Source organism: Nostoc sp., assembly GCF_036917815.1.
In the GTDB taxonomy this organism is placed as follows: domain Bacteria; phylum Cyanobacteriota; class Cyanobacteriia; order Cyanobacteriales; family Nostocaceae; genus Nostoc.
Genome location: NZ_JBALEK010000082.1, coordinates 101,895 through 117,391, shown reverse-complemented (window position 1 = coordinate 117,391; position 15,497 = coordinate 101,895). Strand labels below are relative to the sequence as shown.

General features: G+C 43.5%; 15 protein-coding genes, 2 pseudogenes and 1 riboswitch. Of the genes and pseudogenes, 4 read left to right on the top strand and 13 right to left on the bottom strand.

The window, feature by feature from the left end:
• Positions 1-724: 724 nt before the first annotated feature.
• The 10 genes from arsH to V7K97_RS24805 form a co-directional block, all read right to left on the bottom strand.
• A complete protein-coding gene (gene arsH, locus V7K97_RS24850) occupies positions 725-1,390 on the bottom strand; it encodes an arsenical resistance protein ArsH (RefSeq protein ID WP_334803651.1) in 666 nt (221 codons plus the stop codon).
• Positions 1,391-1,879: 489 nt separating this feature from the next.
• Complete coding sequence (locus V7K97_RS24845; protein ID WP_334803650.1) at positions 1,880-2,044, bottom strand: hypothetical protein; 165 nt, start codon at positions 2,042-2,044, stop codon at positions 1,880-1,882.
• Between the two features lie 112 nt (positions 2,045-2,156).
• Positions 2,157-2,564: an arsenate reductase, glutathione/glutaredoxin type gene (gene arsC, locus V7K97_RS24840; protein WP_334803649.1), complete on the bottom strand. Its 408-nt coding sequence runs from the start codon at positions 2,562-2,564 to the stop codon at positions 2,157-2,159.
• A gap of 31 nt (positions 2,565-2,595) precedes the next feature.
• Positions 2,596-3,660, bottom strand: coding sequence for an ACR3 family arsenite efflux transporter (arsB, locus tag V7K97_RS24835; RefSeq protein WP_334803648.1), 1,065 nt, complete (start codon positions 3,658-3,660; stop codon positions 2,596-2,598).
• A gap of 104 nt (positions 3,661-3,764) precedes the next feature.
• On the bottom strand, positions 3,765-4,088 hold the full coding sequence (locus V7K97_RS24830) for an ArsR/SmtB family transcription factor (RefSeq protein WP_334803647.1): 324 nt from the start codon (positions 4,086-4,088) through the stop codon (positions 3,765-3,767).
• 260 nt (positions 4,089-4,348) lie between these two features.
• On the bottom strand, positions 4,349-5,053 hold the full coding sequence (locus V7K97_RS24825) for a precorrin-2 C(20)-methyltransferase (protein WP_334803646.1): 705 nt from the start codon (positions 5,051-5,053) through the stop codon (positions 4,349-4,351).
• Positions 5,054-5,055: 2 nt separating this feature from the next.
• Positions 5,056-5,682, bottom strand: a complete 627-nt coding sequence (locus V7K97_RS24820) for a precorrin-8X methylmutase (protein WP_334803645.1) — start codon at positions 5,680-5,682, stop codon at positions 5,056-5,058.
• Positions 5,683-5,737: 55 nt separating this feature from the next.
• The gene (gene cobG, locus V7K97_RS24815; protein ID WP_334803644.1) at positions 5,738-7,369 is read right to left on the bottom strand and encodes a precorrin-3B synthase; all 1,632 of its coding nucleotides are present in this window, start codon (positions 7,367-7,369) and stop codon (positions 5,738-5,740) included.
• Position 7,370: 1 nt separating this feature from the next.
• Positions 7,371-7,454, bottom strand: a riboswitch (adenosylcobalamin-variant (AdoCbl-variant) riboswitch).
• A 700-nt stretch (positions 7,455-8,154) separates the two neighbouring features.
• Positions 8,155-8,859 carry an actin-binding WH2 domain-containing protein gene (locus tag V7K97_RS24810; RefSeq protein ID WP_334803643.1) on the bottom strand — a complete coding sequence of 235 codons (705 nt, stop codon included), beginning with the start codon at positions 8,857-8,859 and terminating at the stop codon, positions 8,155-8,157.
• Positions 8,860-8,882: 23 nt separating this feature from the next.
• Positions 8,883-10,430 (bottom strand): FAD-binding oxidoreductase, encoded by a 1,548-nt coding sequence (locus V7K97_RS24805; RefSeq protein ID WP_334803642.1) that lies wholly within the window; start codon positions 10,428-10,430, stop codon positions 8,883-8,885.
• 271 nt (positions 10,431-10,701) lie between these two features.
• Here V7K97_RS24805 and V7K97_RS24800 point away from each other — a divergent pair, with 271 nt between their 5' ends.
• On the top strand, positions 10,702-11,271 hold the full coding sequence (locus tag V7K97_RS24800) for a Uma2 family endonuclease (RefSeq protein ID WP_334803641.1): 570 nt from the start codon (positions 10,702-10,704) through the stop codon (positions 11,269-11,271).
• 120 nt (positions 11,272-11,391) lie between these two features.
• Here V7K97_RS24800 and V7K97_RS24795 read toward each other — a convergent pair whose 3' ends face one another.
• Positions 11,392-11,862, bottom strand: coding sequence for a hypothetical protein (locus V7K97_RS24795; RefSeq protein WP_334803640.1), 471 nt, complete (start codon positions 11,860-11,862; stop codon positions 11,392-11,394).
• A gap of 5 nt (positions 11,863-11,867) precedes the next feature.
• Entirely contained in the window at positions 11,868-11,996 is a 129-nt protein-coding gene (locus tag V7K97_RS24790; RefSeq protein WP_334803639.1) for a pentapeptide repeat-containing protein, read from the bottom strand.
• Between V7K97_RS24790 and V7K97_RS32160 the strand changes: the two are divergent.
• Positions 11,962-12,114 (top strand): annotated as a pseudogene (locus tag V7K97_RS32160) (IS66 family transposase); the annotation flags it as partial. The gene V7K97_RS24790 and the pseudogene V7K97_RS32160 overlap by 35 nt on opposite strands.
• 251 nt (positions 12,115-12,365) lie before the next feature.
• On the opposite strand, the pseudogene V7K97_RS24785 reads toward V7K97_RS32160, so the two are convergent.
• Positions 12,366-12,680, bottom strand: a pseudogene (locus V7K97_RS24785) (Uma2 family endonuclease); the annotation flags it as partial.
• A 177-nt stretch (positions 12,681-12,857) separates the two neighbouring features.
• On the opposite strand from V7K97_RS24785, the gene V7K97_RS24780 reads away from it, so the two are divergent.
• Both V7K97_RS24780 and V7K97_RS24775 read left to right on the top strand, forming a co-directional pair.
• Positions 12,858-13,043 (top strand): hypothetical protein, encoded by a 186-nt coding sequence (locus V7K97_RS24780; RefSeq protein WP_334803638.1) that lies wholly within the window; start codon positions 12,858-12,860, stop codon positions 13,041-13,043.
• Between the two features lie 541 nt (positions 13,044-13,584).
• A complete protein-coding gene (locus tag V7K97_RS24775) occupies positions 13,585-15,462 on the top strand; it encodes an NAD(P)H-quinone oxidoreductase subunit F (RefSeq protein ID WP_334803637.1) in 1,878 nt (625 codons plus the stop codon).
• The last annotated feature ends 35 nt before the right edge of the window (positions 15,463-15,497 follow it).

The following is a 15,497-nucleotide window of genomic DNA, read 5'->3' as shown; positions in this document are numbered from 1 at the left end:
GTCTAGAACTCCACTGCCATAGAGTACTTCAAAATTGGTGGCAGTTTGCGCCCCATAGAATTGGGCAAGAGAAGTAGTATCCCCAATGTACCTGTTACCTTGAAATAGGATGGTATTAGCCATAAAACTTTCTCTCCTAATTAAACGTTTGGTGTGGATTTATCTTCAGTTAAAATGTCATTAAGGATTTCCAACAAATAAATTATCCAATCTTATGGGGTGGGCATTTTAACCGCAGCGAAAGGCGGGCGGGCGAGATGCACACCCCACAAGAAGTAGTTGAGTATTATTTGATTTGGAAGTCCTTTAGCGTAGTAGTACGCTATGACAAATACTACCATTCTTTTTTACAAAATTATCGCCGATTTCATAATATTTGAGCCACATCTGTTGTAGGGGTTTAGCAATGCTAAACCCTTACCGCGTCGTCTATTTACCTGAAAATAGCTGTAAATATTATCTAATGAGAGTTTAAATTACCGTCTAAAAATGTCTTCAATTTTTAATTTTTAATCGTTGAATTTGTGAAGAGATAAAAATAATATACTGACTGGGAATTTTTGTCAAAGCCTTGCTTAATCAACAAAGCTAAAAAATCCTTGTTTGGAAACAAGCACGGAGATACAAGGTTTTATATCATGTCCACTTGATGCTTATTAAACCCGAAGAACCCCACCCCGCCAAAGCTACGCTTTGTCTCCCCTCCCCGCAAGCGAGGAGGGGACTAAGCTATATTAGAGTTAAGTTCAAGAGCTTGAGAAGCGATCATGATTGTCTCTTTGGCAGCTTTTTCCTGACGTTCACTGTGGCGGTCTGTGAGATAATCAACTTTGTCACGTAATAACAAGGTAAATTTGTAAAGTTCTTCCATCACATCGACAACGCGATCGCGGTAGGGCGAATCTTTCATTGTGCCGTCTTCCTTAAACTCCTCGTATGCTTTAGCCACTGAAGATTGATTGGGGATAGTGAACATCCGCATCCAGCGCCCAAGAATTCTTAATGTGTTGACGGCGTTAAAAGACTGAGATCCTCCACTCACTTGCATCACAGCCAAAGTTCTGCCTTGAGTCGGGCGAACCGCTCCGATAGTAAGCGGAATCCAGTCAATTTGGTTTTTCATAATGCCAGAAATCTGACCGTGCAACTCTGGGCTAGACCAGACCTGCCCTTCTGACCACAAGCTTAATTGGCGCAACTCCTGCACCTTTGGGTGAGTGTCAGGTACGCTGCCATAAATTGGCAGTTCGCGCGGATCGAAAAACTTCACCTCTGCCCCAAATTCTTCGATGATGCGTGCCGCCTCCTCTGCCAAGAGGCGGCTATAGGAACGCTCACGTAGGGAGCCATACAAAAATAAAATTCTGGGGGGATGGTCAAATGTCGTCATATAGATGTCTAGTATACAAATTAATAGCTGGGACAGATAAGTGCAGAGCTACAGAGACTAAAAACAGGTGGATTAAGGGGTTATTTCTACCTCGCTTTGAGACTTAGCTTGTGTACTTCAGAAACTTGAAATCTGCTGTAATTTTCGTGAAAATTTGCCTTGGGTTTGTTGAGCCAGGGACGGCAGATCAATAAAAAAACAACGAGTAGAAAATATGAAATTAGTCCTGCTGCACCGATGATGAATAACCCTGGTAGCCTATCTTTTATCGTTTCGGACTTTAACTTCTTCCACCAATCTTCATCCATTTTTTCTCCCAATATCTAATAGTAATTAACGCTTTTTTATGACTATAGCGGTTCTCGTTTACATGAGGTACATCCGTAGGGGCACAGTAATACTCATTGGTGTCAACTTAACGTAGTGGTGTGGCAAGGCTAAAATGTTGCAAAAAAATTGCTTTGTTGGGGAGCCACTGCGTTGCGCGGGTTAAGAGCGTTGTAGCAAGTGGCGTTGGAGGCTTTGCCAAAGCCAACATATATCAGGATGTTGGGTTGCGCTCCGCTCCACCCAACCTACGTCTAATGCATAATTTTTTTGCTTGCCACGCCAGTAGAAGTCAGGTAAGAGAAGGCGTTTCAGAGTTGCTCTCATTCCCTAACCCCATCTTGGGATTCGGGGAACTAGAGAATTTGCTCCCCTCTCCCAAAAATGGGAGAGGGGCTGGGGGTGAGGGCAAAACTCATACAGTCAAAAGATTTCAGCCTCATCCAACAGATGCAACTTGCAGAGATTCAACTAGGCGAGTCACCCGTTCTCTGATTTCATCGCGCACACGAGGAAAAATTTCTGGTTGCTCTGCCGGATCATCCAATTGCCAATCTTCAAATACTTCCCGTGTTAACCACTCTGGAGGCAAATTTACACCACACCCACACAAGGAAATCACCGCATCAAAATTCTCTGATTTGAATTCACTCAAAGCTTTCGAGGTTTGATTGCTAATATCAATACCTGCATCTTTCATGGTGGCGATCGCTTCTGGTCTTACCTGACTTGCTTCTAACCCAGAGCTAATTACTTCAATCTTTCCCTTACCAATAGTTTTAGCAAAACCTTCTGCCATTTGGGAACGGGCAGAATTCTTTTTGCAGACAAACATTACACGTTTCATGGTTCAACTCCTCCAAATAATTTGAGTAAATTTAAAAGGTTCTCGATTCAGATGGCGAAAAATAACGTTTTTCAAACCAGAAGGCAACATTAACCAGACCAATCAATACAGGCACTTCCACCAGAGGCCCGACGACGGCGGCAAAAGCAACACCCGAATTAATGCCAAAGACTGCGATCGCCACTGCGATCGCTAATTCAAAATTATTCCCGGCGGCTGTAAAGGCCACACTTGCGGCTCTAGAATAATCTGTCTTAATCCGCCAAGCCATGTAAAAGCTGACCACAAACATGATCGCGAAGTAAATGATCATTGGAATTGCAATCTTCACCACATCTAAGGGGATCTGAACGATCAAATTCCCTTTCAAGCTGAACATGACCACGATTGTAAATAACAGAGCAATCAGCGTGATGGGACTGATTTTAGGTACAAATTCTTCGTGATACCACTGCCTACTTTTCACCTTTACTAAGAAGAAACGAGTAAAAAATCCAGCTAAAAAGGGAATACCAAGATAGATAAACACGCTTTTGGCAATCTCGGCAATGCTAACATTCACAACACTGCCTTGTAATCCAAATAGTGGCGGCAGTACAGTGATGAAAAACCAAGCATAAGGACTATAAAAGATGACTTGAAAGATACTGTTGAAGGCAACCAATCCAGCCGTGTACTCCGTATTTCCTCGTGCCAAATCACTCCACACAACTACCATTGCAATACATCGGGCTAATCCAATCAGAATCAATCCCGTCATGTATTCTGGATAACCGTGTAAGAAGATAGTCGCCAGAGCAAACATCAAAATTGGCCCAATAATCCAATTCTGAATTAGTGACAAACCAAGAATTTTTCCGTTGCGAAATACATCCCCTAATTCTTCGTATCGCACCTTGGCTAAGGGTGGGTACATCATCAGAATTAACCCAATGGCGATCGGTATATTGGTTGTTCCTACTTGAAACTGGTTGATAAACGCTTCTACTCCAGGAAAGAAATAGCCCAGACCAACACCGATCGCCATTGCTAAAAAAATCCACAGGGTCAAGAAGCGGTCAATAAAGGAGAGGCGTTTTGAAGTCTTTTTGTTCATTGACCTATACAAGAGCATATTTATATCATTTCAAAAAAAATTGATTTGTCAATGCTTGTAGAGGTAGAAGTAAACAAAACATTATAAAAAAAGTTGATGGATTTTTAAGTCTCGCAGGGACGAGTAGGTAATATTGGGCTAAAGCGGCGGAATTCTGCTAGATACTGCTCTAGGGCAACAAACTGTGGCAGATTGAGGCTGTAATAAATCCAGCGTCCTTCTTGACGAGCGCGAACTAAACCAGCTTCTTTCAGGGTTTTGAGGTGAAAAGATAGTTTAGACTGAGTGGTTCCCAGGTGGTCGCACAGGTCACATACGCATAGTTCTTGAGAGCGCAATAGTTCTAAGACCTGAATCCGTAGGGGGTCAGACAGGGCATGAAAGCCAGCCGCGATCGTTTCAGAAGTGAAGGTGCTATTAGGAGCCATCAAATTTTCTTGAAGTATTTCTTTATGGTAAACAATACTTTTACCAAAAAGAAAGGTAGGTCTATAGTCGAATGGCACGCTTCTAAAGCCCAAAGACTTATGTCGCCTCGTTCCCAGCCTCCAGGCTGGGAATGTATTCCGAGTGGGCTGCTGCCTCTGGTCAAGAAAGAGGAGGCGGCAGCCCTCCGAGAATGGGTTCCCAGCCTCCAGGCTGGGAACCCGTTAAGGCAAAGCTTAGAGCTTTTCTTAGTGCCATTTGTCTATAGTCTATTCTTAGTGGGAATCACAATCATCGAGAAATATGGTACTTCAGCTGGATCAACTTCATCCAGAGGTACGATGCGTTGCTGTGATGTTGATGCTCGCTCAATATATCTTGCCCGTGATGCTAGCCCTAATTTATGTAGGATATCCCGCACTTTGGTAAAGTGACGACCTAGCTTCATAATTGCGGCTGCGTCGGTTATCAGCAGATGTGTAGTCAGTTCTTCTGCTGGCAATGGGGCGGGTAAGACTGTGAGGATGTCGTTGTAGTAGGTGAAAGGTACACCCAAGGCTACTGGACAAGCCATCAATGAAGAAACTCCAGGGACAACTTCTGTTTCGTACTGGTCACATAACCGGGTGAACAGGTACATGAATGAGCCATAGAAAAATGGATCTCCCTCACATAACACAACGACATCTCGACCGGCTGCTAAATGGTCAGCGATTGGTTGAATTTCCTGGTCATAAATAGACTTGGCCTTTTCTGGTTCCAAAGCACGGGGGAGGTGAAATAACACTTCGATTTGATTGCCAGGAAGATACTGCGCTACGATCGCTCTAGCAATACTTTGTTTATCTGTGGCTGATTGATAAGCTACCACAGGAGCGGCACGCAATAGCCGCAGCGCCTTCAGAGTCAATAGTTCTGGATCGCCTGGTCCGACACCAATTCCATAAAGACGACCTTTGGGTTTCATATTCATTCTTCCTCCGTTGCCAGGGCGTTAACTGCTGCTGCGGCGATCGCACTTCCACCGCGCCGACCGTGTAATGTTAAAAATGGTACATTTCTGCTGTCTGCTGCCAATGCTGCTTTCGATTCGGCTGCACCGACAAAACCCACTGGAAAGCCTAAGATAATCGCAGGTTTGGGCATTCCTTCATCGAGCATTTCTAAAAGTCGGAACAGTGCTGTGGGTGCATTGCCAATTGCGATTACCGATCCTTCGAGGTGCGATCGCCATAATTCTAAAGCTGCTGCCGACCTTGTAGTACCCATACCCTGGGCAATTTCTGGCACTTCCGGCTCATTGAGGGTACAAATAACTTGATTATTTGCAGACAACCGTCGCCTAGTAACGCCATCGGCAACCATCCGGCAATCGCAGAGAATTGGCGCTCCTGCTGCCAGTGCAGCCCTGGCGGATTGTACTGCTGTTGATGAATATCCCAAGTCAGTAACAATATCCGTCATTCCACAGGCATGGATCAGACGTACAGCAACTTTTGCTACATCTGGTGGCAGCACATCGAGGTTCGCTTCTGACCGGATGATTGCGAAGGAATTACGGTAAATTTCGTTGGCATCTCGGATGTAGTCGGGCATTCAATTTGGGATTTTAGATTTTGGATTTGGGATTGACATATAAAAATCGAAAGGCTCAGATTCCTAACTTCTCTAAAAAGTTAGGAATCTTGTTGTTGACGAATGATTTAGGAATAATATTAAATAACTGGCGTAATTGGGCTAGTGGATAGCGATTAGCAAATTCCCCAAAAGACTGATCAGAATTTAAGCGTTGAATTTTATATACATCTAGCATCCGCTTTATTAATGCAGGTAGTTCGGCAAAAGTTACATATTGATATAGTTCACGTCCGAATTTCTGCTTGCTGTCACCAACATAAACGTGATAGCCTTCCACAGTTCCATTGTCAGCCTCAATGCTGACACCGAGGAGAGTAATATCACTCTTACTATGCTGGGCACAAGATTTTTCGCAGCCGCTAAAGTGGATATTAACTGGGCAATCCAGAGTAACGCGAGTTTCAAGATACTCTGCCAATGCCAACGCATGACTTTTAGTATCTGTGGCAGAAGCGGCACAACCCTTTTTTCCAGAACAGGCAACTAATGCACTCTTGATGCTGGTTGCAGAGTAATCTAATCCTAAGAAAGCAATTTCATTTTGGACATCATTAACCCATTGCTGAGGAATATCTGTAAGGAGCAAATTTTGCCAAGGGGTTAGTCTGAGAGTTCCACTGCCGTATTTTGTTGCTAAATCTGCTAAACCCCGTATCTGTCTACTCTCCAATCGCCCAAGGGGTAAGAGGACACCAATGTAAAATAAGCCTTGCTGACGTTGTGGATGGATACCAATATGCTTGTACTTAGCATTTGACCTCTCCCCCAACCCCTCTCCTACAAGGAGAGGGGAGAATTTCTCCCCCAACGCTACAAGGGTTGGGGGTTGGGGGGTTAGGTCTTTTCTGATTTCACTCCCTAAAAAAGAAAAAGGTAGACGCTGCTCAACTTCCTGGAGATAATTTTCACAACCCAAAGTATTCAATAACTCTAAGAGACGTAGCCGCCGCTTACTCTTAGTATGACTATGAGCTAGATAGACATCTGCCAAAGCTGCCAAGGCGGGCAAACATTCCTCTGGTGGTAACAAAATTCCCATATCGCTGGGCGGTTGACCCTTGTCGCCGACACTAAGATAAAGGCGAAAGTAAACATTATCGTCAACTAAGACAGCAGCAAAGGCGATATCATTTAAGCGATCGCACACCTGAATTATTCCACCACCATCAAAGCAAACGCTAAATTTTGCCGACAGTCCCGAAAGCGCCGGATGTGCAGCAATATAATCATCCCAACCTTGGACAAAAGGACGAGTGTCAATTAATTCCTGGGGGTCGATACCAGCAGTTGGACTGGTCATAATGTTGCGGATTTGGTCTACAAGAGTATTGCCAGAACCCAATCCCATATCTTGTAAGTACTTCAGAACCTCAGCATTTATCCCCGTGCGGATTTCACGAACTTGCAGGTTAGCTCGATTAGTCACATCCACATAGCCGCCACCGTGATTATCTGCTATATCTGCGATCGCACGGCACTGCTGACTACTAATAATTCCACCTGGTATTCTAACGCGAGATAATATACCATCTGCGGCGGGAGTAGGATAAAACAAGCCAGGACAAGTGGCAAATCCAGAAAACAAAGTTAGAACTCCTTCCCCGTGCAACGCAGGGAGTAGACGGTGAGTGTGTCTTGAAGACATCCTGAGAGTTGGCATTCTGACTTGGGTGATCCCATCACAGCTGCGGCACAGTCCCGGAATTTCACCGGAGTTTCCCAACTCTCAGCTTTAGTAATTTAGACTCTGTTTAGGTTATAGATATCAGCAAGATAATCATCTTACATTACCATAGCCGTAAATTCTACTGGTATTTTCTTAACTTACCGGAATTTTTCAGTTAAGCAATGCAACTAGGGTAGGGCACAATACGCTTGGGTTAAGGGCTACTGGCAACAATTTTTGGTTTTCGAGTTTTCGAGACGCGTAAATCGCCGTCTCTACAAGTGTTTTGTTGCTCATTCTGAACTGTATTGGGGTAGGGCATATAGCGGTTTCCACTCAGATGCAGTACAAAATTAGATCGCAAAGTGTAGGGGCAATTCATGAATTGCCCCTACGGGTGTACCTCACGTGAACGAGAACCGCTATACTGTAACGCTTGGGAGCCAGTGCGTTGGGTGGGCAATGGCCGACTTGTACCCCTCCGGGGATCTTGCTACGCGTAGCGTCTCCCAGGGGGAGAAGCAACTGGCGCAGCGCAGAGACTCATATCTTGCACCTAGCTAGCCCTGGCGATTAGAAATCGCGGCTATACAAACTCTCGTCCGCCTACGCGGACTAATGCAAAATCAAGGTTTTCAACCCGCGCAGGTGGTCACTGAGCTTGTCGAAGTGCGGGTAAAGCCTCGTGTAGCCGCGATTTCTAATCGCCTGGTGCAAGATATCAGGAGAGGAAATCAGATATTTATAGAGTTACTAATGACTAATTAACGGATTCCTAAGAGATAGCTAATAGCTTGAATTACACTTAAATAAAAATTACCTTCTCTTTCGCGGAATAGTTCAAAGGCAGAACCAGGAGTGCCAAAAAATGGTCTGAGAGTCCATCCTAACTGACTGCCTACGAAAGCGTAAAGAAGTAGCCAAAATTGTAAAATCTTCTGGCGTGTCTTACTACCTTCATTGTCTTGTTCTAAAACTAAACTTGTGGCTTGATATAAAGACGAAATACCAATAAATCCAGTGATGGCAAAGATAAAGACGTTTAAGAGAATTAAAAATTGGTAATTGTTGGTGGTAATTAAGAAGAACAGTGTGATTGGGGCAAAGCTAAATAAAAGTACGCTTGTGACTGAAACCGCAGTTAAGACTAATACTAAATGCTGTCCAAAAGTCCGCTTGGAACCAAATATAATGTTAGCAAAGTATAGCGTCGGGATACAAATCAAAAGTGTGATTAAATAGAGGGCTGGGAGTTTAATGGCGGAAGATATAGCTTGCATCCAGCTATGGTATGCACCAATGATTCCGCCATAAGCAGCGATAAATAAGGAACTGCAAACTAGCAGCGAAATGATTTTAGTTGGTAATCTCGTACCTTGACGAACTTCCTCTAGAAATCCTTGGCGATCGCGCAGGAATCCAATCAGCACCGCGAAGTATTTTATTCCTAAAGATTTCCGTTCAATCATGTTATCCTCACACAGCTAAAATTCTAAGTTTCATCTGAGTAATCACCGCCAGAACCATATTTCCAAGCATCAATCAAACGATGCCAATAATATTGTTGTTCTTTTGGTTGATTCTTCATCCATGTTTCTAACATTGGACTGAACCAAAATAAGGCAGTATATACACCTAAATTACTGTAATGCACCGTCCAATCTAATAAACTCCCTAAACCTACTTGCGGAATTATTTTGGCAACTAATACCGGATGAGATAAACCAGTTTTTAACAGTGTTTGCGTTAATGCCGAAAACTGCACTATATCCTGTAAAAATGGTTTTAGCACTGGTGTACCCAACTGTTGCATTTCCTCAAATACTGCCGAGAGTAGTTGGTTAATTTGATCTGGGGCAATTTTCTGATTTACACCAACACTCATCGCCCTTTGAAACAACCAGGTGACAGTTAAACTCGGCTGATAGGGTTGCAGCAGTGTTAAGGCTTGTGCAGATAATTGTTCTGTTTCTAGCGCTTCGTAAATGCCATAAGTTAAACGCTTCAGGTGACGCACCATTGCCCCAAAACCACCAAAACTTAAGGGAGATTGATTACCACTGCTATCTCCGGCTGGTAAAATGCGATTCCAAGGGGTTTTTAGGGGACTTTGGCGATAGGTGGGAAAGAAACCAAATAGCGATCGCTGAAATTTCAGCTTGCTCAATTCCACTCCCTGATATTCTGGTAATAGACGCAGATATTCTGCAAATAAAGCTTCTAAAGTTAAACGTTGGGGATGTGCATCTATGTAGGTAAACAAGTAAGTAGTTCTGCCATCCCTGGCTGGAAAGGCTTCCCAAAAATACTGACATTGATTTTGCAAAGATGTAAATGATAATATTAAATCCCCTGAGTTATTTTCGGGAAAACCTTGAGCGCAACTTCCCACAACTAAGCATAAAGCATCTGGTTTTTTCCCTTGGCGTGCTTGTTGGCTGATGGGTGAAAGATGTCCCATTGCGTCGATTAATAACCGAGTTTTGAATTGGTTATTTAGCATCACCCCATCTGGATGAACTACCGCTTCAGTAAAAGGTGTATTTTCTAACAATTTTCCACCAACGGCGAGAAATCGAGTTTTTAAAGTAGCCAGTAGATAAACTGGATCTACGCCGATATTCAAAACATCCTCTACCCAAACTTCTGTACCACCAGCAAAACTAACTCGCGCTGGGTTATATTGAGTGGCGATCGCACTTGCTAATTCTTCCTCAGTCAGCAAGTTCAATTCCACAAACACATCTAATTCTTTGCGAGAAATATTCCACTCTTGTTCCCTCCCCCGCAAAATTCCCCGTTCCATCAACGCCACCCGCAGTCCCTTCACCGCCAAGGCGCAACCAATTAAAATGCCCAAGGTGCCACCGCAGATAATTACATCGAAGTCTGCGATACCTAAAGGCTGTTGACTTTCTTTAACTAACGTTGGGATAGATGCGGTGTTTTCGCGCAGAGATGCTAAGATGCGATCGCTTTGGCGTAATCCTGCTAATACATCGCCGGGTAATTGGGAAAGAATTTCTTCAGTTAAAGACATTTGGGAAAAACTCAACTCTACATTCTAAAGCTACCTGAGAATGAAGAAAGTATTTTACCCCACCCTAACCCTGCCCGTATGTATTGGGGAGGGAACTAGATTTATTTTTTCCCCCCAATACATCGGGGAGATTAAGGGGGGTAATTCGACTTGTGTGTACACCGTAGTTACCGAAGTTAAAGACACTTGGAAAAACTCAACTCTATATTCCAAAGCTACCTGATAATCAACAAAGTAGATATGATCATAGGCAATTACGAATTACAAGAGTATGTCCACGACAAAACCTGTAGAACGTCTGTATACTTTTGAGGAATATCTCACCTACGATGATGGCGCTGACAAGCGCTATGAACTTGAAGATGGGGTACTGCTAGAAATGCCTCCAGCCTCAGATTTGCATGAAGCTATCATTACTTTTTTGTTAATCCGTTTCTATCTGGAAATTCAACGACTAGGGTTAGATTGGCAGGTTCGCCCTAGCGGTACTGGCGTTCGTACCTCCGTGAAAAAATCCCGTCTCCCTGACTTAATTGTGATGACTGAAGAACAGCGACAATCTATTCAGGGTAAATCGGCCGTGCTTGAGTTACCACCACTGTTGACAGTAGAAGTGGTTAGCACTGAGTCTGTGAAGCGAGATTATCAAAGGAAACCACTTGAGTATGCAGCCTTTTCCATCCCTGAATACTGGATTGTTGATCCTCTAGAGGCAAAGGTGACAGTCTGTTTGTGGGATGAAGGACGTTATAACCAAACAGTATTTACAGGAAACCAGCAGATATATTCTCCGACTTTCCCTGAGTTAACACTGACAGCCCAGCAAGTATTAACGGCTTAGGGATTTTTTATAAGACCTCTCCCTGGTTTTACTACGTAAAACCGTCCCTCTCCGATGCGGAGAGGGAGAGAATTGAGCTTTAGTTTAAGGTTGGGAGAGGTTCGTTGAACTCACGTTAAATTATGCTAAACCGAATAATTTTGCGATCGCAGGTAATAATTTATTGGTCGCTTCAACTAGAGAAGCAACAGCAGGTAAGCCTGTAAATATCCCTTTCAACATAGTGATTGCTGTTTTTGCAGTCTTCTGCTTGGTGGATTTTTGGGGATTTTTACCTGCTTCTGCCAAAGTGTTCACCTGTTCTAGCGCTTCGGCTTTGTCTTCTTCTGGTAAATATGTGGATTGGATGATTGCATCTTGCAACTGCGACAATAATTCTTTAATTCCTGGTTTCTCGGCATCGGTTGCATCAGGTAACTGATTGAGGGCAATACTCACGTTACCGCTAATGGTTCCTAGATTAGCAATAGAATTATTGCCGGCGATACCGCTAACATTACTGCTACCTTCAATATTGATGCCACTGATATCTGACATGATGGTATTTCCTTGCGTATAAGATTTAGGCTGCCCAAGTGCAGTTGTGATCATATTTTTTAAATCACTAATTGCGTTTGTTTGAGTTTTGCTCTTGACAAATCGGCATCTTGCAAATTAGCTTTACCGAGGATAGCGCTAATAAAACTGGCATCTGCTAGGTTAGAGCGGTTCCAAGATACTGCCAATTTATTGACGGTTATACAGACTTGTCGTCGTCAAGGACGTTCTGTAATTCAGTTTTTTGAGCAAGCCATAAAAGCGATGCTTAACTCTGTTGTACAGATCCCATCTTTAATACCTTAAGTTTAGACCTGAATCCTTACGACAATACCGTAATTCAGGAAGTAGTACGGGGTTATTTATATGGTGATCGTATAGCGGTTCTCGTTTACGTGAGGTACACCCGTAGGGGCACGGCACTGCCGTGCCCCTACACCTTGTGATGTAATGTTGTACCGCATCTGAATGGAAACCGCTATATTCTAAGAGAAGCACAAGTGATTGTAGCGACACAAGTGGCTAGAGACTTGGAGAATTAATGTTACTATTTTTACCTAGACTAAACCAGCTTGAAAAATTTGGTTTGGGGTGAGATGCAATTCGGGAAAGGTTTGGGAGATAATGCGATCGCTATCTCGAAACTTACTGATTTGATATTCTCCATCAACCAAATTACAGACTGAGATTGTTGGTTGTTTGGGATTACCGATAAAATTACGTCCACCCAAAGCAGCATAATCGACAATCCAATATTCAGGGATACCCATCTCTTCACAGTCAGCATATTTCAAATAGTAATCGTCCCGCCAGTTGGTTGATACAACCTCAATTACCAAAGGTATTGATGCGCCCAAACTTAGGGTAGATTTGACTTCGCGGGTCTTTTTCGCTATCGAGTTGGTGTCTGGCGAGTTGTTTATCAGGTGGATGAAGAACAGCAACTAATTACTATTTTACTGAGAGCTTATCAGAGCGATGTATATCGGTGAGTGTGTCAAGTATTAATGTGGAGATAAGCAGAATAAGTTGTATTACAGGAAATACTGATGAACCGCTCAAAAATAATTGCCATTCTTACAGGTGCGATTTCGATCATTTTAGCGATCGCCTACCTCATCCTAGTCCAACTGCTCGACTACCGCGACATGAAACCCGCCCCCATCAGCCAACTTGGCCAAACACCTCCGGTTATTTCTGTTTTTTGGCAGATTGACAAAATTGCCGAAGTGTAATTTAAATTTAGCAGCACGCGTTAGGGGCACAGTTAAAAGGGCGGTTAGAAACCGCGTCTACACGAGGCTTTACCCACCTCCGTGGGTAATTTTTCCTTAGTCCGCGCAGGCGGACTTTATTTGTATAGCCGCGAATTCTATTCGCCCTGGCTCAACTGTTACCCTACTTAATCTCAATTGATAAAACTAATGATAACTATTGATTAATACCACACTCAAATCATAGATAAAAAACCATAGCTATTATTGATTAATCAAATAGTCGATTATATAAGAATTAATTAGAGTAATTATCTCAAATTTCTTTAGATAAAGTAATTCCCTTTTGACAGATATAACGGTAAGCTGTTTCTAACAAGATTAAATAAAGATAAATTTGTCTGAACTGCGACGCCGTAAGCGTTGCGTTAGCGAGTCCGCGTTCGCTTTTAGCGTCTCGTCGAGAGCGTCATCGCCCGTCGTAGACATCGCTGGGTTAACAGGGATCAACGCTAGTTGATTCAAAACCCCCAACTTTTGATGAAAATATAGAGGTAAGTTGATGGCTCAGTTTCTACTAGAGACTGTTTGGCTAGTTCCGTGCTATGCCTTAATCGGTGGCTTATTAGCGGTGCCTTGGTCGCCGGGAATCATTCGGAAAACAGGGCCAAGACCGGCGGGTTATCTAAACCTGGTGATGACATTTATGGCCTTTGTCCATAGTGCGATCGCCTTACAATCAACTTGGAATCAGCCAGCCCAAGAAGTATTTATCCCTTGGTTATCTACGGCTGGTTTAGACCTAACCATTGCTTTAGAAATATCCTCAGTCAGTGTCGGTGCTTTGGTTGTGATTACCGGCTTGAATTTGCTGGCGCAGATTTATGCCATCGGCTACATGGAAATGGATTGGGGTTGGGGACGCTTCTATTCTTTATTAGGATTATTTGAAGCGGGACTTTGCGCCCTTGTTCTGTGTAATAACTTGTTTTTCAGCTATGTAATTTTGGAAGTCCTCACACTGGGAACCTACTTATTAGTTGGTTTATGGTTTAGCCAGCCGTTGGTAGTCACAGGTGCGAGAGACGCTTTCTTAACCAAGCGGGTGGGAGACTTATTTTTGCTGATGGGCGTGTTGGCATTATGGCCTCTCGCCGGAACCTGGAATTACACAGAACTTGCTGAATGGGCGGCTACTGCTAACGTCAACCCCACAACAATGGGACTTGTCGGTTTAGCCTTAATTGCCGGACCGATGGGTAAATGCGCCCAGTTCCCCCTGCATCTGTGGCTGGATGAAGCAATGGAAGGCCCAGTTCCTAGTACCATTTTGCGGAATTCGGTAGTAGTCGCTAGTGGTGCATGGGTGCTGATTAAATTGGAACCTGTGTTAACCATCTCGCCCATAGTTTCCTCCGCAATGGTGGCCATTGGGGTAGTAACAGCGTTGGGTGCTTCGTTAATTGCGATCGCTCAAATTGATCTTAAACGCTGCCAATCCTATTCTGTCAGTGCATACATGGGTTTAGTATTCATCGCCGTGGGAACGCAACAATACGAAACAGCACTATTGTTAGTACTCACCCATGCCATATCCGCAGCCTTGTTAGTCATGAGTACTGGGGGAATTATTTGGAATAGCATCACCCAAGATGTTACCCAATTAGGCGGATTGTGGACACGCCGCCCGATTTCTGCGATCGCTTTTATCGTCGGGACATTGGGATTAATTGGTTTTCCACCCTTGGGTAGCTTTTGGGCATTGGTGAAATTAGCCGATGGGTTGTGGGCAACGCAACCTTGGTTAGTGGGAGTAGTGATAGCGGTAAATGCTTTAACAGCCGTGAGTTTAACCAGAGAATTTGGTTTAATTTTTGGTGGTAAAGCGACACAAATGAGTCAGCGATCGCCTGAAGCCCACTGGCCAATGATTCTCCCAATGATGATTTTACTTGGCATTAGTCTACATCTGCCTTTAGTCTTGCAAAGCTTATCACTTTTACCCGATTGGGCAAGCCTAAATAAAGATGTCACACTGCTTTTAATTTGGTCGAGTATTTTCGGTTGCAGCATCACTGGCATTATTTATTTAGGCAACATTCCTAAACCGATTCGTCTCCCTTGGCAAGGTTTACAAGATTTATTTGCATACGACTTTTACACCCCCAAACTCTATCGGATAACCATCATTTTCGGTGTTGCCAAAATTTCCCAACTTGCCGACATGATTGACCGTTTTGTAGTTGATGGCATTGTTAACTTTGTTGGTTTATTTTCCCTATTAGGTGGCGAAGGTCTAAAACACAGCACCTCTGGACAAACCCAGTTTTATGCCTTAACTGTTCTTCTCGGAGTAAGTGTTTTAGGAATGTGGGTAACTTGGCCATTTTGGGGAGTGCAGTTTTTAAATTTGGTTTTTCAAATCTCGACATTAGGGTAGCAGCAAATATCCTACTAAAAGTTAACAGTTTAATA

Coding starts and splice junctions, on each gene's coding strand:
- arsH (WP_334803651.1), bottom strand. CDS start 1,390: ATGACGACATTTGACCATCCCCCCAGAATTTTATTTTTGTATGGCTCC.
- cobG (WP_334803644.1), bottom strand. CDS start 7,369: ATGTCTTCAAGACACACTCACCGTCTACTCCCTGCGTTGCACGGGGAA.
- arsC (WP_334803649.1), bottom strand. CDS start 2,564: ATGAAACGTGTAATGTTTGTCTGCAAAAAGAATTCTGCCCGTTCCCAA.
- V7K97_RS24810 (WP_334803643.1), bottom strand. CDS start 8,859: ATGATTGAACGGAAATCTTTAGGAATAAAATACTTCGCGGTGCTGATT.
- V7K97_RS24800 (WP_334803641.1), top strand. CDS start 10,702: ATGTCCACGACAAAACCTGTAGAACGTCTGTATACTTTTGAGGAATAT.
- V7K97_RS24845 (WP_334803650.1), bottom strand. CDS start 2,044: ATGAGAGCAACTCTGAAACGCCTTCTCTTACCTGACTTCTACTGGCGT.
- V7K97_RS24805 (WP_334803642.1), bottom strand. CDS start 10,430: ATGTCTTTAACTGAAGAAATTCTTTCCCAATTACCCGGCGATGTATTA.
- V7K97_RS24830 (WP_334803647.1), bottom strand. CDS start 4,088: ATGGCTCCTAATAGCACCTTCACTTCTGAAACGATCGCGGCTGGCTTT.
- V7K97_RS24820 (WP_334803645.1), bottom strand. CDS start 5,682: ATGCCCGACTACATCCGAGATGCCAACGAAATTTACCGTAATTCCTTC.
- V7K97_RS24780 (WP_334803638.1), top strand. CDS start 12,858: ATGAACCGCTCAAAAATAATTGCCATTCTTACAGGTGCGATTTCGATC.
- V7K97_RS24775 (WP_334803637.1), top strand. CDS start 13,585: ATGGCTCAGTTTCTACTAGAGACTGTTTGGCTAGTTCCGTGCTATGCC.
- V7K97_RS24825 (WP_334803646.1), bottom strand. CDS start 5,053: ATGAAACCCAAAGGTCGTCTTTATGGAATTGGTGTCGGACCAGGCGAT.
- V7K97_RS24795 (WP_334803640.1), bottom strand. CDS start 11,862: ATGATCACAACTGCACTTGGGCAGCCTAAATCTTATACGCAAGGAAAT.
- arsB (WP_334803648.1), bottom strand. CDS start 3,660: ATGAACAAAAAGACTTCAAAACGCCTCTCCTTTATTGACCGCTTCTTG.